The sequence below is a fragment of the Archangium violaceum genome, from assembly GCF_016887565.1.
GTDB classification, from domain to species: Bacteria; Myxococcota; Myxococcia; order Myxococcales; family Myxococcaceae; genus Archangium; species Archangium violaceum_B.
Genome location: NZ_CP069396.1, coordinates 8699642 through 8719713, shown reverse-complemented (window position 1 = coordinate 8719713; position 20072 = coordinate 8699642). Strand labels below are relative to the sequence as shown.

The following is a 20072-nucleotide window of genomic DNA, read 5'->3' as shown; positions in this document are numbered from 1 at the left end:
GTGCATGACCATCGCCTTCTTCGACCTGGACAAGACGCTGCTCGCGGTGAACTCGGGCGCCCTCTGGGTCCGACGCGAGCTGGAGCAGGGCCACATCACCCGGGTGCAGGCCTTGCGCGCCAGCTACTGGCTGGCCCGTTACCACCTGGGCTTCGTCTCCATGCAGGACGCGCTGGTGCGGGCCATCTCCCATCTCGAGGGCATGGGCGAGCGGCATCTGCGCGAGCGCACCGTCCAGTTCTACGAGGAGTGGGTCCGCTCGCAGTTCCGGCCCGGCGCCCTGCGCGCCCTGGAGGAGCACCGCTCGGCTGGAGACACGCTCGTCCTGCTCACCTCGTCCTCGGGCTACCTGTCCGAGCTGGTGGCGAGAGACCTCGGTCTGCACGCGGTGCTCTGCAACCGCTTCGAGGTGGATGTCTCGGGGCTGTGCACCGGCCGGCCCCTGGGCGAGGTGTGCTTCGGCGAGGGCAAGCGCTCCTACGCGCTGTCCTTCGCCTCGGAGGCCGGCGTCGAGCTGTCCGCGTGTGCCTTCTACACGGACTCGTACTCGGACCTGCCGGTGATGGAGGTGGTGGGCCGCCCCGTGGCCGTCCACCCGGATCGCCGCCTGCGCCGCGAGGCCCTGCGGCGCGGCTGGCCCGTGGTGGACTGGGGCGTACCGGGGGGTGGAGGAGACGTCGCGCTGGACGTCTCCTCGCGGTGAGCGGGCAGGGGGCTCAGCGGCGGCGCGGCGCCACGAGCCGGACGGTGAACACGTAGTCCACCGCCACCGGCCTGCCCTCGAGGGCGATGGGCTTGTAGACGCGCGACTGCAGCGACGCCACCACCGCCTCGTTCATGTGCGGCAGGCCCTTGATGACGCGGCAGTTGTCCACCCGGCCCTGCCTGGTGATGACGCACTTCACCACCATCAGTCCCTCGACGCGGGCCGCGAGGGCCTCGCGCGTGTAGACGATGTCCTTGCCCTCGAGCTGCACCAGGCGCGGCATGCCGTCCTGGTAGGGCACGGGGCCGTCACCCGTGGGGAGCGCGCTGTTGGCCAGCGCCGACGCGGACACCGTCTGGCCACCGGTGGGCTCCGCCGCGGGCTTCGCGTCCACCCGGGTCGGGGCTCCCGCGGGCACCGGCGCCGGGGGCGGATCGGACTCCAGCATCACGGGCGCCGAGATGGACGAGCCCATGGCCGCCATCGTGTGGGACTCGCCCGCCCTGCCCGAGACCTGCTCCACCCGGCTCCCGGCGCTCGCGTTGCGCGCCGAGGCGGAGGAGCCTCCACGCGCACGCTGCAGCTTCTGGGCGAACACCACCTCGCCCGAGCCGCCGGTGATGACCGTCTCCGTCTGGTAGCCGTCGAGCGCGAAGGTGAACTCGGCGGTGACGGTGTCCTGGCCCGGCTCCTTGGGAATCTCCAGCAGCAGGGGCGTCTCGCCGCGCTCCTGGCCCTTGTAGCTGACGCGCGCGCCCTTGGGCTGGCTCATCAGCCGGAAGCGCACCACCTCCGCCGGGGCCTTCTGCACGGCGGGCGCGGTGGCCTGGGCGGCCGGGGCCACCGTCTCCACGGGGGGCGGCTTGGGCGTGAAGATGCCCGAGGACAGCAGCAGGCCACCCGTGAGGGCCACGGCGATGCCTCCGCCCACCAGCCCTCCCAGCAGCAGCGTGCGCCGACGCGTCTTCTGCATGTCGGGCGGCACTTCCACGCTGATGTCCACGGCGATCGTATCGCCGCCCGAGGGGGCCTCTCCCGCGATGCCCGCGAACAGCGGCGTCTTGTGCGGCCCCGTGGTGGTGTGCCCGCCCGGACGCTTGAAGATGCCGCTGTGGCCTCCCGCGGCCATGCTGGCCCCGCGCATCGCCTCCAGCAACTCGTCCATCGTCTGGAAGCGCTGCGCCGGATCCTTCGCCAGGCACCGGCGCACCAGCGTCTCGATCTCCTGCGGCACCGGCATGTCCGGCCGCACCGAGCTGAACGCCGGCGGCAGCTCCTTGTGGTGGGCGAAGATGAGCTCGATGTGATCCTTCGAGACGAACGGCGGCCGCCCCACCAGCATCTGGTAGAGCACCACGCCCAGCGAATACACGTCGCTGCGCACGTCCGCCTCGTTGCGCGCCTGCTCCGGCGCCATGTACGCCGGGGAGCCCAGGAAGGTGCCGCTCTGGGTGATCTCCGGGTTGGGCGTCTCCTCGGAGCCCGGGGCGATGGACTTCACCAGCCCGAAGTCCAGCACCTTCACGAGATCCTGATCGGCCTCGTTGAGGAGCATGATGTTGGCGGGCTTCAGGTCTCGGTGGACGATGCCCTGGTTGTGCGCCTCGCGCAGCGAGCGGCACACCTGCTGGGCGATGTTGAGCGCCCGCGCCCAGGGCAGCGGCCCCACTTCCGCCAGGACCTGGCCGAGGGTGCGCCCCTCCAGGTACTCCATGGCGATGTAGTAGATGCCGTCGTCCGTCTGCCCGTAGTCGATCACCGTCACCGTGTTGGGGTGGCGGAGCTTCGAGGACAGCGAGGCCTCGCGCAGGAAGCGCTTCTGGAAGCCCGGATCCTTGCTGGTGGGGAAATTGGGGTTGAGCACCTTGAGCGCGACCACCCGATCCAAGGGCGTCTGCTGGGCACGGTAGACCCGACCCATCCCCCCGATGCCTATCGGCTCGAGGATGCTGAAGCGGCCGTTGAGCGTCCGCCCGATGAGAGGATCCGCCCCGGTATCACTCGGACCCTGCGAGTCGCCGGTCACCATTCGTCGTGCTCCCCCGGTCTTTGCCTGGGTGAGAGAACCATCGTCTGGCGCGTCATGAAACCACATCTCCTGGAAACACGCGACTTGGGAGATCAGTGCCTGCCCGGCAGCCGTCCGCTCGTCCACCGTGTGCCGCCCGCATTGACGCTTCCCGCAATGTCGGACTACCGTTCAATCCTTCCGCGTATGGACTCACGCGGGCTCGCGATGGTCGATTCCCCTTCGATGACGGCTGAAGCCCAGGCGAGGCGTGCGTCGGTACAGAAACGCCTGGCGTTGCTGGAAGAGGAGGTCGTCCGGCTCCGGCGGGAGCTGGCCACGCTCGGCGAGGCCCAGCGGCTGCCGGGGCTCTTCCTGACGGTGGAGGTGGCCGGCACCACGGCGCTGCTGCCCGTGGAGGCCGTGGTGGAGGTGGTGCGCCTGGTGGCCATCGAGCCCCTGCCGGCGGCCCAACCCCACGTGCTCGGCACCATGCTCTACCGGGGCACCCCCGCGGTGGTGGTGGATCTGGCCGCGATGCTCCGGGTGCGCAGGGAACCCGACCTGGACGCACATCTGGTCATCTGTAGCGGCCCGCGCACGGTGGCGCTCCTGGTGGACCGGGTGCGCGATCTGGTGGAGTCGCCGCTGCTGGTGGAAGGCGCCGGCGAGGGAGAGGGCACGTCCTGGGATGGGACGGGGTTGATGGCGGGCCTGTGCCGTACCCCCGAGGGCATCCGCCCGCTGCTGCGCGCCTCGGCCGTGCTGGCCATCCCGGAGGCACCGTGAAGGAGCCGGTGCGCGTGGAGCGCCTCGACGAGCAGACGCTGGGCGGGCTGGAGTCCGTGCTGCGCGCGGCGTGCGGCATGGTGCTCGCGCCCAGCGTGCGCCGCTCCCTGCGTACCGCCCTGACGCGCGCCGCCGAGTCCCAGGGGCTGCCCGTCGCCGACTTCCTCCAGCGGGTGCTGGCCCGGGACACCGCGGCGGTGGAGACCTTCATCGGCTACGCCGTCATCGGCGAGACGTACTTCTTCCGCCATCCGGAGCAGCTGCGCGAGCTGTCGCGACTGGCCGCCCTGCACGTGGGGCCCTTCCTCGTCTGGAGCGCCGGGTGCGCCAGTGGGGAGGAGCCCTACAGCATCGCCATGTCCCTGCTGGCGGCGGGCGTCGCGCCCGACAACATCCGCGTGGTGGGCACGGACGTGTCCAACCGGGCCCTCGAGCGCGCCCGGCAGGCCACGTACTCCCCCTGGTCCGTGCGGCGCATGGAGCCGGAGCTGGAGCGACGCTTTCTTTCCCTCCGGCCGGATTCCGTCTCCGTGCCCCCCGAGGTGCGTGCCCGGGTGGAGTTCCGGCGGCACAACCTCGTCACGGATGCGCCGCCCGTGGCGGGCGCGCAGGCCGTCTTCTGCCGCAACGTCCTCATCTACTTCCCCACCCAGGTCATCCCCGGGGTGGTCGAGCGGCTCATCCTGGCGCTCGCGCCCGGTGGTTGGCTCTTCCTCTCTCCGGCCGAGGTGCCCTTCGCCAAGGGCATGGGGTTGGAGGAGCGTGAGGTGGGGGGGCAGCTCATCCTGCGCAAGCCCCTGCCCGGCGAGCGGGTCGCCACGCGCGCCTCCCGGCCCGGGCCCCTCCGGATCGCGACGCGGGCGCCGAGCCCGCTGCGGCGGGTGCTGGCTCCCTCCCAGACAGTACGGGCCGCCGAGGCGCCGAGCGCTTCACGGGCCCCGGTGCCCTTGGCCCTCCCGCCGGCCGAGTCCTCCCCGGCTCCCTCCGCGCCCCTGGTGCCGGAGACGCTGACGCGGGCGCTGGCCGCGGCGCGCGAGGGACACTTCGAGCAGGCCGAGGAGCTCGCCCGGCTGGCGGCCCGGGAGCTGTCACCCGAGGCCTACCTGCTGCTGGCCATGGTGTCCGAAGGGCGGGGGGACGTGCAGGGGGCCGTGGCCGCGGTGCGCAAGGCGCTCTATCTGGAGCCACAACTGGCCATTGGCCATGCCATGCTCGTGGCGTTGTATGGACAGCTGGGGCACCCCGAGGAGGCCGAGCGGGCCCGGCGCAACGCGCTCCGGGCGCTGGAAGGTTTGGATGACGAGCACGTGCTGCGAGGCGTGGAAACGATGACGGTCGGTGGACTGCGGCGGGCGCTCGTGCCGGGGACGAAGCAGGGAAAGTCGGGGGCGAGATGAGAGGCGCCCGTAGGAGCTCGGAGGACTTGTGGAAGGCAACGCCATGAAGCCGCCCGCCATCCAGCGGCTGGACATGCGGCGGCTCAGCCTGCGGACCAAGATTCTGGCCATCACCGGAGTCTCGGGGACGCTCGTGGCGGGCATCCTCGTGGCCGCCTTCTCGCTCCAGGTGCGCGAGTCGCTCAAGGACGAGTTCACCAAGCGGGCCAATTCGGCCAGCCAGGAGCTGGCGCATCACCTGGCCATCGCCACCTGGGCACGGGACGAGTCGGGCATCAATCGCGCCACGGCCGCCACCCTCCAGAGCAATTCGGACGTGGCGTACGTGGTGGTGAGGGATCGCCAGGGAGAGATTCTCGGCCACGCCGAGGCGCGGCCCCAGGAGGACCTGGCACAGCTGCCCGCGGCCCCGGCACAGGAGGCCAGGCGTGTCCTCTACGTCGGCGGCCGGTCCGTGCTGGAGACGTCCGCCCCCGTCTACTTCGAGCCGCGCACCCCCAATGGTGGGGCGGACGCGAAGACGCAGGTGGGCACGGTCCAGGTGGGCCTGGAGCTGGGCGTCCTGGATGGGACCGTGTCGCGCATGGTGTGGCGCGCGCTCGGCCTGGCCGTGTTGTCACTGGCCGGGTGCCTGGCGGCGGTGGCCGCGCTGTGCCGCGTGCTCATCATCCCCCTGGAGCGGCTGGCGCGCGCGGCGGCCGGCATCGCAGCGGGAGACCTGCGGCAGCAGATCGACATCAGCGGCACCGACGAGATCGGAGACCTGGCGCGCAGCTTCGGCACCATGGCGGAGGTGCTGACGGACCTGCTCAAGGACCTGCGCAGCGCGGCGGCGGAGATGGAGCGCGAGGCCACCAACGTGCTGGCCACCTCCTCGCAGCAGTCCGCCATGGCCAACGAGCAGGCCTCCGCCATCCACGAGACGGGCGCCACGGTGGCGGAGATCGCCCAGACGTCCAAGCAGGCCACCTCCTTCGCGGACACGGTCATCGGCGGCACCCAGCGCTCGGAGTCCCTGAGCGCCGAGGGCCAGAAGGTGGTCGGCGAGAGCGTGTCCGCCATGGAGAAGCTCAGCGAGCAGGTGAAGGCCATCGCCCTGGCCATCACCGACCTCAACGAGCAGACGCTGCAGATTGGCGACATCATCACCACGGTGAAGGACGTGGCCGAGCAGTCCAACCTGCTGGCGCTCAACGCCTCCATCGAGGCGGCCAAGGCGGGAGACCAGGGCCGTGGCTTCGCGGTGGTGGCCATGGAGATGCGCACCCTGGCGGAGCAGTCGAAGATGGCCGCCAACCAGGTGCGCGCCCTGCTGGGTGAGGTGCAGAAGGGGACGCGCGCCGCCGTGACGGCCACCGAGGAGGGCAGCCGCCGGGCCCTGGCCGCCATGGAGATGGCGCAGAGCGCGGGCTCGGCCATCGTCGGCCTGTCGGAGCTCATCCGGGAGTCGTCGTCGGCGGCCCGGCAGATCGCCGGGAATACCCGGCAACAAACCATTGGCGTGGAGCAGATCGCCGCGGCGATGAACGAACTCACCATCGCCATGCAGGACAATGTCGAGGGCACCAAGCGCATCGAGCAGGTGGCGGGCAACCTGTCCAACCTCTCCAAGCGCTTCTCGGACCTCGTTGGAAAGTACCAACTATGACAACAGCACACGGCGCGTCGGGAGGCAGTGGAAGAATGAAGGTGCTGATCGTCGAGGACACGAAGACCATCACCAACCTCATCCAGGTGTACCTGATGGGGTGGGGGCTGGAGTTCTTCGAGGCCAGCAACGGGGTGCAGGGGCTGGCGCGCGCCCGGGAGGTCAAGCCGGATCTGATCATCTCCGACGTGCAGATGCCGGAGATGGATGGCTTCGCGCTGTGCGCGGCGGTGAGGGCGGACCCCATCCTCTTCGCCACGCCCTTCGTGATGCTCACCTCGCTCAAGGATGACGCCAGCCGCCAGCGGGGACGCCTGGTGGGGGCGAGCGCCTTCCTCAACAAGCCGGTGGCGGTGGACGATCTGCGCGAGAAGGTGCGCAGCATCCTGAAGCTCCCGGCCAGCAAGTACTAGAGGAGCCGAGAAGGAACCATGGCCGGCGACGAGTCGAGCGGGAAGATCGACTACGCGGCACTGCGCCGCAAGTTGGACGAGGCGCAGGCCGTGCTCGAGGGCGCGCAGGTGCTCAGTCCGGAGCGCCGGCGCGAGGTCCTCGCCGAGCGTGCGCGCGCGCTGGCCGAGTCACGTCACGAGGAGCGCAGGGAGACGATGTCGGTGCTGGCCTTCCGCGTGGGCGGGGAGCGCTACGCCGTGCCCATCGACGCGGTGGACCATGTGCTGGAGTCCAGGGGCCTGTGCCCGTTGCCGGGCTCGCCCCGGTATGTGCTGGGCGCGCTGGTGTCGCGCTCGCGGGTGGTGCCTGTGTTGGATCTGCGGCACGTGCTCGGCCTGGAGGGGGGCGGCATGTCGGACCTGACGCGCGTGGTGGTGGTGGAGGTGTCCGAGGAGTTCTTCGGACTGGCGGCGGAGGAGGTGGACGGACGGCAGGAGCTGGCCCGCGCGGAGCTGTCGCATCCGCCCCCGGGGCCCTTCACGTTCCTCACCCGGGAGCGGCTGATGGTGCTCGACCTCGAGCAACTGGCCGATCCCGCCGCCGTGGGGCGGGGATAGGCGGGGCACATGGATCCTCGGGTACTCCGGAGCCTCTGGCCCATCTTCGCCGCGGAGACGCGCGAGCAACTGCAGACCATTGGCACGGCCGTGATGGGCCTGGAGCAGGGGACGTCCGAGCAGGTGTCGGAACAGCTCATCGCGCTCAAGCGGGAGGTGCACAGTCTGAAGGGGTCCGCGGCCAGCCTGGGCCTGGCGGACATCGAGCAGCTGGTGCACGCCATCGAGGACGCGCTGGCGCGTTGCTCGCCGGGGCATGTGCCGCCGCCGGGGCTGGTGGAGAGCACCCTGCGGAGCCTCACGGCCATCGAGACCGCGATCAACCGCGGGGACGCCGGGGAGCAGCCGGCGGTGGAGAACCTGGCGCAACTGCTGTCCGGGCTCGGGCGGGGCGGGGTGGAGCTGCCCACCGAGGTGAAGCCCAAGGTGCCGGCGCAATTCCGGCGCGAGGGCATGCAGACGCTGGAGAAGCTGGAGACGTCGCTGGGCCGGCTGTGCTCGCCGGGCCTGGAGGACCGGGCCGGCGCGGTGTGGGAGGCGGTGGGCCTGGCCGAGCTGTTGAAGGCGGCGGCGAACACGGCCGGAATCTCCGCCGTGGAGTCACTGGCGAGCTCCGTGCGCGCGGGCTTCGCGCGCATGGAGGAGTCGGGCGTCGGGGCGAGCGTGGCGGCCTCGGACATCGCGGGCGCGCTGGTGCAGCTCAGGGGCGCGCTGGAGTCGCTCACCGAGGAGGTGGCCGCCGAGCCCGCGGTGGCCCCGGCGGAGCCGGTGGTGACGGCGCGCTCGGCCTCGGGCGGCCGGCGCCAGCAGGACATGGACCGGGCGGTGCGCGTGTCGGTGCGCACGCTCGACTCGCTGGCGCTCCAGGTGGAGCAGCTGGCGGCGGGCCGGGCGCAGCAGATGCGCCGCTCGGAGGCCCACCGCGAGCTGCTGGAGCAGACGAACCAGGCCCTGTTGCAGCTGGAGCGCGCGGCTCAGCAGCTGGCGCTGTCCGGTGGCGGTGGGGCGCTGGAGTCGCTGAGGGCCGGGGTGGGGCAGGTGCGGGGCGTGCAGAAGCGGCTGGTGCAGCTGTCCAAGGACGTGCACCGCGAGGGCGAGCAGCTCGCGCTGGTGGCCCAGGTGGTGCGCGATGACCTGCGCGACCTGCGGATGGTGCCGGCCTCGCAGATGCTGGAGCCGCTCAAGCGCACGGTGCGCGAGCTGTGCGCGCGGCTGGGCAAGGACGTGGAGCTGGAGATCGCCGGTGGGGACGTGCGCATCGACCGGCGCATCGTGGACGTGCTGAAGGATCCGCTGCTGCACCTGGTGCGCAACGCGCTGGACCACGGCATCGAGGCGGTGAACGAGCGCGTGGCGGCGGGCAAGTCCCCGCGCGGGCAGCTGACGGTGAGGGTGGAGCCGAGGGGCACGCGCCTGGCGGTGGTGGTGGAGGATGACGGAGCGGGCCTGTCGCCGGAGAACGTGAGGGCCACGGCGGTGCGCCGGGGGCTGCTCACGGAGGCGGAGGCCGCGAAGCTCACGGACATGCAGGCCGCGCGGCTGGTGTTCGAGCCGGGCTTCTCCACCCGCGAGCAGGTGACGGAGATGTCCGGGCGCGGCGTGGGCCTGGACGTGGTGCAGACGACGGCCACGCGGCTGCAGGGCGCGGTGGACATCTCCTTCGAGAAGGGCAAGGGGACGCGCTTCACCATCGACCTGCCGCTGATTCTCGCGGGAGCGCTGGGGCTGCTGGTGCGCACGGGAACGGCGGTGGTGGCCATTCCCTCGGACGCGGTGGAGCGGGTGATGCGGCTGGCGCCATCGGACGTGGGCACGGTGGCCGGGCACGTGATGGCGCAGGTGGAGGACGAGCACCTGCCCTTCTATCCGCTGTCGGTGGCGATCGGCATGCCCCGGCTGCCGCTGGCGCTGGAGTCGGGCAAGCCGCAGACGGCCATGGTGCTGGTGCTCGGCGGAGTGCGCGCGGTGTTCGCCATCGACGCGGTGGTGGGCCAGCAGGAGATCGTCGTGCGCTCGCTGGGGCGGCACCTGCAGAGCGTGGCGCACCTGGCAGGAGCCGCCGTGCTGGACGACGGCAGTGTGGTGCCGGTGCTCAACGCGCCGGAGTTGCTGCGCGCCGCCTCGGCGCCGGTGGTGTTGCGCGCGGCCACCGAGGTGCGCCGCCCGCCCATCCTCGTGTGCGACGACGCGCTCACCACGCGCTTCGCCATGAAGGCGCTGCTGGAGATCGCCGGCTACACGGTGGTGACGGCCGGGGATGGCGAGGAGGCGCTGGGCATCCTGGAGCGGACGCCCTGCCAGATGGTGGTGAGTGACTGGCAGATGCCGCGGCTGGATGGCATCGGGCTCACGCGGCGCATCCGGGCGAACCCCAAGCTGTCGCACATCCCGGTCATCCTCTGTACGTCGCTGGACAGTCCGCAGGAGCGGGCCGCCGGACTGGAGGCGGGCGCGGACGGCTACCTCGTCAAGCGCGAGGTGGAGCGCGGCAAGCTGTTGGACCTGGTGCGCCAGCTCCTCCCCGCGAGCGCCTGAGCAGGCGAGGGAGCGGGGCCTCGTTGAAGAGGCTTCTTCTCCCCATGGCCGGGCGTGAGCACCTTGGCGTTCTTGCCAGGAGGCGGCGTGGAGGCGCAGGTCGCGCTGTGGATCGCGGGATTCTCGTACCCGGCGGTGTTCCTGCTCCTCGTGCTTTGTGGAGTGGGAGCGCCACTGAGCGAGGAGCTGGTCGTCATCACGGGAGGGCTGGTGGTGGCGCGAAGCGGAGCCAGCCTGCCGATGATGGCGCTCACCGCCTATCTGGGCATCCTGGCGGGAGACAGCGCGCTGTACCGGATCGGGCGCTCGCTGGGGCCGAGGGTGTTCTCGCACCCGAAGCTGGCGAAGATGCTGACGCCAACACGGGTCGAGCTGCTGCGGAAGATGTTCGCCCGACGAGGGGCCTTGACGGTGTTCCTCGCGCGCTTCCTGCCGGGACTGAGAGCGCCGGCGTTCCTGCTGGCGGGAGCGACCGGAGTGCCCTATCGCCGATTCCTGCTGGCGGATGGGGCGGCGGCCTGGGTGGCGGCGATGGGGATGACGTGGCTGGGCTACCGCTTCGGCCCCACGGTGCTCGCGGACGTACAGGGGGGCCTGAGATGGCTGCTGTACGTGGCGGTGGCGGCGGGCGTGGGAATGCTCTGCGTGCGATGGATGAAACGTCGCGCGCTGATGCGAGCCGCGCGAGTCATCCAAGCACCCGAGGCTGAACCGTAGCCATATATCCCCTCTCCCTCTGGGAGAGGGTCAGGGTGAGGGTATTCGCACCCGTGAGGCACTCGCCCCACGAGGAACCACTCACCCCAGGATCCGCGGCAGCAGCAAGGACACCTGGAGCTCCGGAGACTCCGTCACCGAGAGCCGGGCCTCCATGCCGCGAGCGAGCCGTTCCAACGAAGCCCGAGCCTTCTCCGACAATGGACGCTCGGCATTCGCCTGAACGATCAACTGCCACGCCTCGGTGCTCTCCGGCGCCTCCACGCGCAGCACGATCTCCGAGGCCCCGACTCCGCGAAGCAGTCGCTCCAGGGTTCGGACCAGCAGCGCGAGCACCGTCCGGGACGCGCGGATGCGCACGGGCACTGCAGGCAACTCCAGCCGCACGGCCGCGCGCCGTCCGGGCCCGAAGGTAGCGCTCAACAGCGCGCGGAGATCCTCCGCCGGAACCTTCTCACGCGAGGGCCGGTGCTGGAGACGGACGTTCAACTCACTGGCGGCGCGGCTGATGCGCTCGAGGTACCGCTGCATGGGGGGAGTGAGAGCCCCCGCCATGCCCCGATTCAACATGTCGATATACCCCTGGATGACCTGCAGCGGGGTGCGCAGGTCATGAGCCTGGCGGGATCTCGCCCGGTCCCAGTGCGCGAGCAGCTCCACGAGGCGGAGCCGCTCCCACCGCAGACGTGTCTGCTCGGCCCGGGCGGCGTCCTCCCGCTCCCGGCACGCGAGCAGCGCGCTGCCGAGCACCGCCAGACGGGTGAGGATCAGCCGGTCCGAAGCCTCCACACAGGGCTCGCCAATCACCAGCGTCGTGTGCCCATCCTTCTGCATCTGCAGGGGATGGGCGCGAGCCGGCGCTGGAGGCGAGAGTCCGGAGATCGCCACGCGGCGACCGGCCGCGTACAGCGCGGCGCCGCTCGCACCAGTGAGACCTACAGCCGCCTCGACGAGCGCATCGAGGCCTGCCTTCGCCCCGTGGTGCAGCGCCCGCTCGGCGACAGCCGAGACCGTTCGCTCCACCTCGGAGGCGCTGGCACTCCTTCCCACACGCCGCCCACTCCAAGCACCTGCCTGCACACATGGAGGAATGGCCACGGTGGGCGAGAGGTGCAACGCAACCCTGCGTGGGAATGAAAGGGGTGACGGAAGGAAAACTCTTTCCCACCCATTCACCCGGCCACCCAACTTTTTTACTGGCCTACAGGGTTTCCTCGTTCCCAACGCGGGTTTTCCCCTCGGAGGGCGCTGGCCGACCACTTGCTATCGAAGCCGTCCGGGATGGGACGGAGCGGAATGGGGACGCTGGGTTACTACTCGACGATCATGCGGCTCGCGCCCGGGGGGCTCGCCAGGGGGATGGCGAGACGGGTCCAGGGGGCGGCGCGGCAGGCCCTCTATAGGAGGCGCGAGCGGCTGGACGAGCTGAGGCTGCTGGAGGCCTTCGGCGTCTCCACGGCGGAAGCGCTGGCCGAGCGGGTGCTGTCGTCGCGTCCCGGGGTGGCCTGGTGCGAGGTGGGGCAGAGGGCCTCGGTGAAGCAGGCGCTGGCGGCCATTCCGGGGGCGGAGACGCGGGCGCTGGAGCGGGCCCGGGCGGCACTGCGGGGCGAGTTCGACGTCTTCGGGACGCACGTGTGCTTCGGCGAGGGCCAGCCGGTGGACTGGTCGAAGGATCCGGTGAGTGGCTACCGCTACCCGGTCATGCCGGTGGAGCAGCTGCGGCTGGAGCGCCCGGGGGTGGATCCGAAGTACCCGTGGGAGCTGGGCCGGTTGGACTGCCTGGTGGCGCTCGGCCAGGGGTACTGGGTGGGGCGCCACGAGGAGCCGAGGAGGGCGTTCGCGCGGGCCTTCGTGACGCGGACGCTGGACTTCCTCCAGGCGAACCCGGTGGGGCAGGGGGTGCACTGGACGTGCGCCATGGAAGTCGCGCTGCGCGGGGCCAACCTGGCGCAGGCGCTGGTGATGTTCGCGGACGCACCGGAGGCGCGGCGGCCGGAGTTCCTCGTGCCGGTGCTCGAGTCGCTGGCCGAGCACGCCGCGTGGGTGGAGGCGCACCTGGAGGACAAGGGGGCGGTGCCCAACAACCACCTCGTCTCCAACTACGTGGGCCTGCTGGTGATGGGGCTGCTCTTCCCGGAGCTGCCGGACGCGCCGAGGCAGGTGGCGCGGGCGGTGTCGGGGCTGCGAGCGCAGATGGCGTCGCAGGTGCACGCGGAGGGCACCTCCTTCGAGGGCTCGGTGCCGTACCACCGGCTGGCGGTGGAGCTCTTCACGCTGGCGCTCGTGGTGGCGCGAGGCCTGGGCGTGGAACTGGGGCCGAGATACGAGACGCGGTTGCGCCGGATGTACGCGGCCTCGCGGGCCTGGTGCTCCGAGCGCGGGCTGGCGCCGCAGATAGGGGACAACGACTCGGGCCGAGTCTTCCCGTTCCGGGAGAGGGAGCCGCGCGAGCAGGGCTACCTGGTGCCGCTGGGGGCGGCGCTCTTCGGAGCCGCGGAGCTGGCGGAGGGCGAGTTCCCGGACGAGGCGGCGTGGCTGCTGGGACAACCCGGGCTCGAGCGCTTCCAGGGGCTGCGGCCCGCGCGACCCGCGGAGTCGGTGAGCTTCCCTCGGGGCGGCTTCCACGTGCTGCGTGGAGCGGGAGCGGTGGTGACGGTGAGCGCGGGCCCGCAGGGCCAGGGCGGAGTGGGGGGACACAGCCACAACGACAAGCTGTCGTTCGAGCTGCACCTGCACGGACGCCCCGTCATCGTGGATCCAGGCACGGGCACGTACACACGCGACCCGGAGATGCGCAACGCGTTCCGCTCGACGGCGGCGCACAACACGCCGCAGGTGGACGGGGTGGAGCAGACGCCGCTGTCGCCGGGCCGGCTGTTCGCGCTGCCCGAGACGGCGCGGGCGCGGGTTCAGGTGTTCCAGCCGGGCGCCGAGCTGGATCGCCTCACCGTGCGGCACGATGGCTATCGCGTGCTGCCCTCGCCCGTGGGCGTGGAGCGCACCTTCGTGCTGGACAAGCGTGAGCGCGCGCTCGGGGTGACGGACGCATTGGTGGGGGTGGGGCTTCACGAAGTGGTGGGGAGGATCCACCTTCCGGACCGCGAAGCACGGCTGAGGGCACCCACGCCGGAGGAACTGGCGAGGGCGCTGCGAGTGCCGGACGCCCCACGGAGCTTCGAGTCTCTCGGCGTGGAACTGGGGTCGGCGGAGGCACCGGAGGCGTTGGTGCTCTTCGCGGAAGGCCTGGTGCCACGGTTGGAGCCGTCCCGGTACTCGCCGGGCTACGGCCAGGTGGTGGCGTCACAGGTGGTGGTGTTCGGGGTGCGGCTGTCGCCCCCGGCGAGGCTGAGGTGGGTGGTCGTCTTCAATTGAAGACAGGGACGTCGCGTGACCGGGGAACCGGCACGCCATCAGAGAGGTGAAGCAGATGCGCGTCATGGTGAGCCCGCTGCTGGAGCAGATCCGCCGGCGGGAGGCGAAGGTGGGCGTGGTGGGGATGGGCTACGTGGGTCTGCCGCTGGGTATGGCGTTCGCGGAGGCCGGCTTCCCCGTGATGGGGCTCGACGTGGACACGCGGAAGGTGGAGAGCATCGGCAAGGGGGAGAGCTACATCAAGCACATCCCCAGCGCTCCACTGAAGGAGCTGACGAGCGCGGGCAAGCTGAAGGCCACGACGGACTTCTCGAAGGCACGGGAGATGGATTGCATCATCATCTGCGTGCCCACGCCGCTGACGGCGTCGCGTGAGCCGGACATGAGCTACATCATCAAGACGGGCGAGGCGCTCTCGCCGCACGTGCGGCCCGGTCAGCTCTTCATCCTCGAGTCCACGACGTACCCGGGGACGACGGACGAGGTGCTCAAGCCGCTGCTGGAGAAGAGCGGCCTGAAGGCGGGCGTGGACTTCCACCTGGCCTTCAGCCCCGAGCGAGAGGATCCGGGCAACAAGAGCTTCAACACCAAGACGATTCCGAAGATCGTCGGTGGCCACACGCCGGCGTGCCTGGAGGTGGCGCAGGCGCTGTACGCGAGCGCGCTGAAGGAGACGGTGGCGGTGTCCTCCACGCGCGTGGCCGAGCTGGCCAAGCTGCTGGAGAACATCTTCCGGTGCGTGAACATCGCGATGGTCAACGAGATGAAGATGCTCTGCGACCGGATGAACATCGACGTGTGGGAGGTCATCAACGCGGCGGCGACGAAGCCCTTCGGCTTCATGCCCTTCTATCCGGGTCCGGGCCTGGGCGGTCACTGCATCCCCATCGATCCGTTCTACCTGACGTGGAAGGCGCGCGAGTACGAGTTCCACACCAAGTTCATCGAGCTGGCGGGCGAGGTGAACACGCAGATGCCGTACTACGTGGTCACCCGGACCATGGAGGCGCTGAACAAGAACAAGAAGACGCTCAACGGCGCGAAGGTGCTGTGCCTGGGAGCGGCGTACAAGAAGGACATCGACGACATGCGCGAGAGCCCGAGCCTGCGGGTCATCTCGCTGCTCAAGGAGAAGGGAGCCGAGGTCGACTACCACGACCCGTACGTGCCGCGCCTGGAGGAGGGCCACGGCTTCCACTACACGATGCAGTCGGTGCCGCTGACGCCGGAGACGATCAGCAAGTACGACGCGGTGGTCATCCTCACGGACCACTCGAGCATCGACTACGCCATGGTGGTGAAGCAGTCGCCGGTGGTCGTCGACACCCGCAACGCCTGCAAGAACATCGGGCCGGGCCGCGAGAAGGTGACCAAGGCCTGACGCTGACACCGGCCGGCCCGGTTGCCGTCCGGTGAAGCAGGAGGCCCCGCTGCGGCGTCCACGGAGGGGGGGACGCCGGGGCGGGGCCTCTATTCTTTCAACGCTTGTCGTTGGGCGCGCCGGGCCTGGCGAAGGTCAGATCCTCGGACGCGTAGTAGGCGAGGACCTGCTGCTTGTACTCGGGCCGCGAGTACACGTCGGGACGGGGCCGCTCCATGACGCCCACGAGGACGGAGGCGACCTCCTCGACGGGCTGGGCGCCGGGAATCTTGCGCGAGTCCACGCCGCCTCCGAGCGCGTTCACGCCGAACTCGGTGGCCACCACGCCCGGCAGGAACGTAGTCACATGGATGCCCGGGTAGCGCTCGCTCAGCTCCTGGCGCAGGTTGGCCGTCAGCGCGTTGAGCGCGTGCTTGGCCGCGTTGTAGGCGGAGCGCTCGGGGACATAGGGAACCCGCCCCAGCATGGACGAGACGTTGATGATGTGCCCGCTCCCGCGCGACTGGAAATGCGGAAGCACGGCCTGGATGCCGTAAAGGGCGGACTTGACGTTGACGCGCATCATCTCGTCGAAGTCGTCGTCGGTGAGCTCGGAGACGCGCTTGCTGATGCCCCGCCCGGCGTTGTTCACCCAGACATCCACGTGCCCGAAGCGGCCGAGCGCCGCGTCCAGAACGCGCTTCACCTCGTCACGCCGGGACACGTCGGCGATGACCGGAAGCGCCTCGGTGCCGCAGCGCGCGGCCACCTGACGCAGCTCGGGCTCGCGCCGCGCGGCGAGAACCACCTGCCAGCCCTTCTTGCCCACCTGCTCGGCCAGGGCGGCGCCGATGCCCGCGCTCGCCCCGGTGATGACCACGACCTTCTTGTCCATGACGGCCTCCTCAGAGGAGCGAATGCTAATGGGAGAGTCCAAGAAGTTCGTGGACATACTCGTGTTGCGCATGCTCCCTCTCCCTCTGGGAGAGGGCGGGGGGTGAGGGTAATGGCCGACAAAGGGGAGAACCCGGCCGTTTGCTTCCCGGGCAGGTAGGAGTGCCCATCATGCTGTCCGGGAGAGACGCTCCGTTTTTTCCCCGATGGGGAGCGAGGGAGGGCTCGGGTAGAGTCGGGGCGTGAGAATACGAACCTGGCCAGTCCTCCCGCTGCTCGCCGCATCCGCCCTGCTCACCGCCGCCGCGCCCGCTCCGGACACGCGGGTGGTGTTGATGGACGCCATGGCGGAGGAGCTCCAGCGCAACCAGCAGCAGCTCAAGCTGCAGAACCACGAGCCGCCGTACTTCATGAGCTACCAGCTCAAGGACACGGATCAGTACGGCATCGTCGCCCGCTACGGGGCGGTCTTCCTGGATGACACGTACCGGGATCGCAAGCTGTACGTGGACGTGCGGGTGGGCACGTACGAGTTCGACAACTCGGGGCCCGAGGAGTACGACTTCTTCGGAGGAGGCAAGGGCTCCAGCTACATCACCAACAAGGACGCCCCGCTCGACGACTCGCCCCTGGCGCTGCGCACGTCGCTGTGGCTGGTGACGGACGAGAAGTACAAGGCGGCGCTCTCCAGCTTCCTCAAGAAGAAGGCGGAGAACGTGTACGCGGTGGAGGATCCGAAGCAGCCGCCGTCCTTCTCGAAGGAGAAGCCGGCGACGTACACGCAGCCGCCGCTGGCCTTCCCGTTCAATCGCGAGCGCTGGGTGCGCGTGGCGCGCGAGGTGTCGTCGAGGTTCAAGAATCACCCGGACATCTTCGACTCGGAGGTGCGGGTGACGGCGGACAAGGTGACGCGCGTCTTCGTGTCGAGCGAGGGCGGGCGGATCATCAGCGAGCAGACGATGTACGGGCTGCACGTGATGGCGGTGACGCGGGCGGAGGACGGGCAGCTGCTGGACAACTCGCGCAACTACTACTCGCCCACCGAGGCGGGGCTGCCGGACGAGAAGAAGCTGGCCGAGGCGACGAACAAGGTGATCGAGGAACTGGCGGCGCTGCGCAAGGCGCCGTCGATCGATCCGTACACGGGACCGGCGATCCTCGCGCCCGAGGCGGCGGGGGTGCTCTTCCACGAGACGCTGGGGCACCGGCTGGAGGGAGACCGGCAGGATGGGGAAGGGGAGGGGAAGACGTTCCGCGGACAGGTGGGCAAGCAGGTGCTGCCGACGTTCCTGAGCATCGTGGATGACCCGACCCTTCGCACGCTGCAAGGCGAGCCGCTCAACGGCTTCTACGAGTACGACGAGGAGGGCGTGAAGGGGCAGAGGACGGTGCTGGTGGAGAAGGGGGTGCTGAAGAGCTACTTGGTGTCGAGGCGTCCGGTGGACGGCTTCCTGCAGTCGAACGGACACGGGCGGAGCCAGGGGACGCGCAAGCCGGTGGCGCGGATGGCGAACCTGATCGCCGAGTCGTCGAAGCAGGTGGATGACGTGGAGCTGAAGAAGCAGCTGATCGCGGAGGCGAAGCGACAGGGCAAGCCGTACGGGCTGATCATCCGGGACATCACGGGAGGGAACACGAACACGTCGAGCTACGGGTACCAGGCGTTCAAGGGGATGCCGAGGATGGTGTACCGGGTGGACGTGAAGACGGGGCAGGAGACGCTGGTGAGAGGGGTGGAGATCGTGGGCACGCCGCTGTCGTCGATGAACCGGATTCTGGCGACGGGCCGCAAGCAGGGAGTGTTCAACGGCTTCTGCGGAGCGGAGAGCGGGAACGTGCCGGTGTCGACGGTGGCGCCGGCGGTGCTGCTGCAGGAGATCGAATTGCAGCGGGCGGTGGAGGGCAAGGACCGGCCGCCCATCCTGATGAGCCCTGCGGCGAGCAGCACCGCCAGCGGCGAGGTGAAGTAGGCGGAAGGGGAGACGGTTTCAAATCCGCCGCAGGTACGTCTTGCCCGCGTGGGCGCCGATGCGGCGCTCACCGGGTCCATGTGCTGGATGCAGGGGGCTCCTTCTCGCCGCGCGTTGTTCCGGGTCGCTCTTTCAGACCTTGTCTGACAAAGGCCTGGGCGGATTCCAGTTCCGGATGATCAGCACCACGTTGAGTATCAACAGGAGCAGCAGCCCCACCAACACGACGTGGACCATGGTCACGGTCGTGTTGAACGCCGCGGCGAGCTTGTGCCTGATGTCTTTGTCTGGCGTGTCCATCAACCGAAATGAGCTGGCCAGTAGTACCCCCCGTTCGTTCAGCTTCGTCAGATTGCGGTCGAGCTCTTGCAGCTTATCGAAGTCCTCCTTCAGCATTTCATCGAACTGAGGGGTGACTTGCTGCTTCACTTCGGTGGCGCGCTGGTTGGCGGCTTTCGATATCTCTTCTTTCGCATCATTCACTGCCTTGTCGAGGCTGTTCAACTTGGACTGGCCTTGTTGATAGATGGCGTCAGCGGTTTTCTTCGACAAGCTGGTGATGCGGTCACCGTGCTTGTCAATCTCGTTGTCCAGATCCTTCAACTTGCCGGCCGTGGCCTGCTCCTGCTGCTGAAGCTGCACGAAGGACTGCTCGGCCTGCTTTCTCTTCTCGTCAATTTCGGATTTCGCCTGAACGCCTCGCTCTTGAATCTGCTGAATCACGTCGAACTTCATGTCCTTGAATCTGAGCGCTCCAAAGACGGCGAAACCGAAGGACACAACCAGGATCGCTATCGATACCAATACCACCGGCTGCTTTAGAAGTTTGCGGCTCAAGACCCAATTGATGTCATCGGACAGCCTGCCGATAGCCTCGTCATCGAAGCGCGCTTCGTTCAAGCGATGGGTCGCCTCCAGCACCCGGGCTACGACGCTGAACGTGTGCGAGTCGCTGGAGGTCGCATCGGGCACGGTCGACTTCTCTGCTGATGCCGGTCTTGGCGCCTCCGCGATGGTGTTTTTCAGGAGCTTGACGAGCTGGGAGTCCGGAGGCAGCGCCATGTCGACTATCTGCTCGATCTCGGCCAGCAGAGCATCACGTCGAGCCTTCCAGTCCACCGACTCATCACCGCCGGAAGCTTGTATGAGCCGCAATTCCTCCTGCAGCCTCGCGATGGATTGGCGAATGAAGTACTTGTCAGCCATGCATCCCTCCTTGCAGTGCCCTGGGTTTGGGCAGGAAGACCGGTTGTTCGATATCGATGGCTGGCGGGCTCTTGTCCTGGTCCGTCGACCGTGCCACTGCTGACGATGGTGGCTCCTGGTGCGGCCAGCCCGTCGTGTTGTTGGGAGCCGCCTCGGTCCAGGCCCACCAACCTCCGTTGGAGCTCAAGACCGGCGTGCCGCCCGTGCGCCCGTCGCCCAGCGTGTACCACTGGCAGTTGTAGTGTCCGCTGCCCGCAGGTGAGCAGGGCACGGGGGCTGGCTCGCCGCTGCTTCGTGCGCATGACCAACTCCTGACATCCTCAGCCATTCAGCTAGACGGGGACATTTTCGGATGTGAGCAAGAGGCTCCCAGCTCCAGGGGGCGTCGCCTGGAGAGGGGACGATGACGAGATCGCCTCACTCCCCCGCCACTCTCCGAACATGAGACAGCTCACTCTTT

The 20072-nt window shown here is 69.4% G+C and carries 16 protein-coding genes; 11 read left to right on the top strand and 5 right to left on the bottom strand.

All coding sequences use genetic code 11. From position 1 onward, the window contains the following. The first annotated feature begins 4 nt into the window (after window positions 1–4). Window positions 5–703 (top strand): HAD family hydrolase, encoded by a 699-nt coding sequence (locus JRI60_RS34675; protein ID WP_204220205.1) that lies wholly within the window; start codon window positions 5–7, stop codon window positions 701–703. A gap of 13 nt (window positions 704–716) precedes the next feature. Here the strand turns inward: JRI60_RS34675 and JRI60_RS34670 are convergent, their stop codons facing one another. Then, window positions 717–2735 carry a protein kinase domain-containing protein gene (locus JRI60_RS34670; protein WP_204220204.1) on the bottom strand — a complete coding sequence of 673 codons (2019 nt, stop codon included), beginning with the start codon at window positions 2733–2735 and terminating at the stop codon, window positions 717–719. 207 nt (window positions 2736–2942) lie between these two features. Here JRI60_RS34670 and JRI60_RS34665 point away from each other — a divergent pair, with 207 nt between their 5' ends. From JRI60_RS34665 to JRI60_RS34635, 7 genes are all read left to right on the top strand, one after another. Continuing rightward, window positions 2943–3503: a chemotaxis protein CheW gene (locus JRI60_RS34665; protein ID WP_204220203.1), complete on the top strand. Its 561-nt coding sequence runs from the start codon at window positions 2943–2945 to the stop codon at window positions 3501–3503. After that, the gene (locus JRI60_RS34660) at window positions 3500–4900 is read left to right on the top strand and encodes a CheR family methyltransferase (protein WP_239469878.1); all 1401 of its coding nucleotides are present in this window, start codon (window positions 3500–3502) and stop codon (window positions 4898–4900) included. Before JRI60_RS34665 ends, JRI60_RS34660 begins: the two co-directional genes overlap by 4 nt. Before the next feature lie 43 nt (window positions 4901–4943). Further along, the gene (locus tag JRI60_RS34655) at window positions 4944–6548 is read left to right on the top strand and encodes a methyl-accepting chemotaxis protein (RefSeq protein WP_204220202.1); all 1605 of its coding nucleotides are present in this window, start codon (window positions 4944–4946) and stop codon (window positions 6546–6548) included. Window positions 6549–6583: 35 nt separating this feature from the next. Beyond that, on the top strand, window positions 6584–6961 hold the full coding sequence (locus JRI60_RS34650; RefSeq protein WP_204220201.1) for a response regulator: 378 nt from the start codon (window positions 6584–6586) through the stop codon (window positions 6959–6961). A gap of 18 nt (window positions 6962–6979) precedes the next feature. After that, window positions 6980–7558 (top strand): chemotaxis protein CheW, encoded by a 579-nt coding sequence (locus JRI60_RS34645; protein ID WP_204220200.1) that lies wholly within the window; start codon window positions 6980–6982, stop codon window positions 7556–7558. A gap of 9 nt (window positions 7559–7567) precedes the next feature. Beyond that, complete coding sequence (locus JRI60_RS34640; RefSeq protein ID WP_204220199.1) at window positions 7568–10093, top strand: hybrid sensor histidine kinase/response regulator; 2526 nt, start codon at window positions 7568–7570, stop codon at window positions 10091–10093. Between the two features lie 87 nt (window positions 10094–10180). Next, on the top strand, window positions 10181–10810 hold the full coding sequence (locus JRI60_RS34635; RefSeq protein ID WP_204220198.1) for a DedA family protein: 630 nt from the start codon (window positions 10181–10183) through the stop codon (window positions 10808–10810). Window positions 10811–10891: 81 nt separating this feature from the next. Here JRI60_RS34635 and JRI60_RS34630 read toward each other — a convergent pair whose 3' ends face one another. Continuing rightward, entirely contained in the window at window positions 10892–11860 is a 969-nt protein-coding gene (locus JRI60_RS34630; RefSeq protein WP_204220197.1) for a histidine kinase dimerization/phospho-acceptor domain-containing protein, read from the bottom strand. A 231-nt stretch (window positions 11861–12091) separates the two neighbouring features. Here JRI60_RS34630 and JRI60_RS34625 point away from each other — a divergent pair, with 231 nt between their 5' ends. Then, window positions 12092–14182: an alginate lyase family protein gene (locus JRI60_RS34625; protein WP_239469876.1), complete on the top strand. Its 2091-nt coding sequence runs from the start codon at window positions 12092–12094 to the stop codon at window positions 14180–14182. Window positions 14183–14237: 55 nt separating this feature from the next. Beyond that, complete coding sequence (locus JRI60_RS34620) at window positions 14238–15563, top strand: nucleotide sugar dehydrogenase (protein ID WP_204220196.1); 1326 nt, start codon at window positions 14238–14240, stop codon at window positions 15561–15563. A gap of 97 nt (window positions 15564–15660) precedes the next feature. Here JRI60_RS34620 and JRI60_RS34615 read toward each other — a convergent pair whose 3' ends face one another. Beyond that, a complete protein-coding gene (locus JRI60_RS34615) occupies window positions 15661–16437 on the bottom strand; it encodes an SDR family oxidoreductase (RefSeq protein WP_204220195.1) in 777 nt (258 codons plus the stop codon). Window positions 16438–16678: 241 nt separating this feature from the next. On the opposite strand from JRI60_RS34615, the gene JRI60_RS34610 reads away from it, so the two are divergent. Further along, window positions 16679–18406, top strand: coding sequence for a TldD/PmbA family protein (locus JRI60_RS34610; protein WP_204220194.1), 1728 nt, complete (start codon window positions 16679–16681; stop codon window positions 18404–18406). 132 nt (window positions 18407–18538) lie between these two features. Here the strand turns inward: JRI60_RS34610 and JRI60_RS34605 are convergent, their stop codons facing one another. Both JRI60_RS34605 and JRI60_RS34600 read right to left on the bottom strand, forming a co-directional pair. Continuing rightward, on the bottom strand, window positions 18539–19612 hold the full coding sequence (locus tag JRI60_RS34605; RefSeq protein ID WP_204220193.1) for a flagellar export protein FliJ: 1074 nt from the start codon (window positions 19610–19612) through the stop codon (window positions 18539–18541). Continuing rightward, window positions 19605–19883, bottom strand: coding sequence for a hypothetical protein (locus JRI60_RS34600; protein ID WP_204220192.1), 279 nt, complete (start codon window positions 19881–19883; stop codon window positions 19605–19607). The genes JRI60_RS34605 and JRI60_RS34600 overlap by 8 nt, the downstream gene beginning before the upstream one ends. Window positions 19884–20072: the final 189 nt, after the last annotated feature.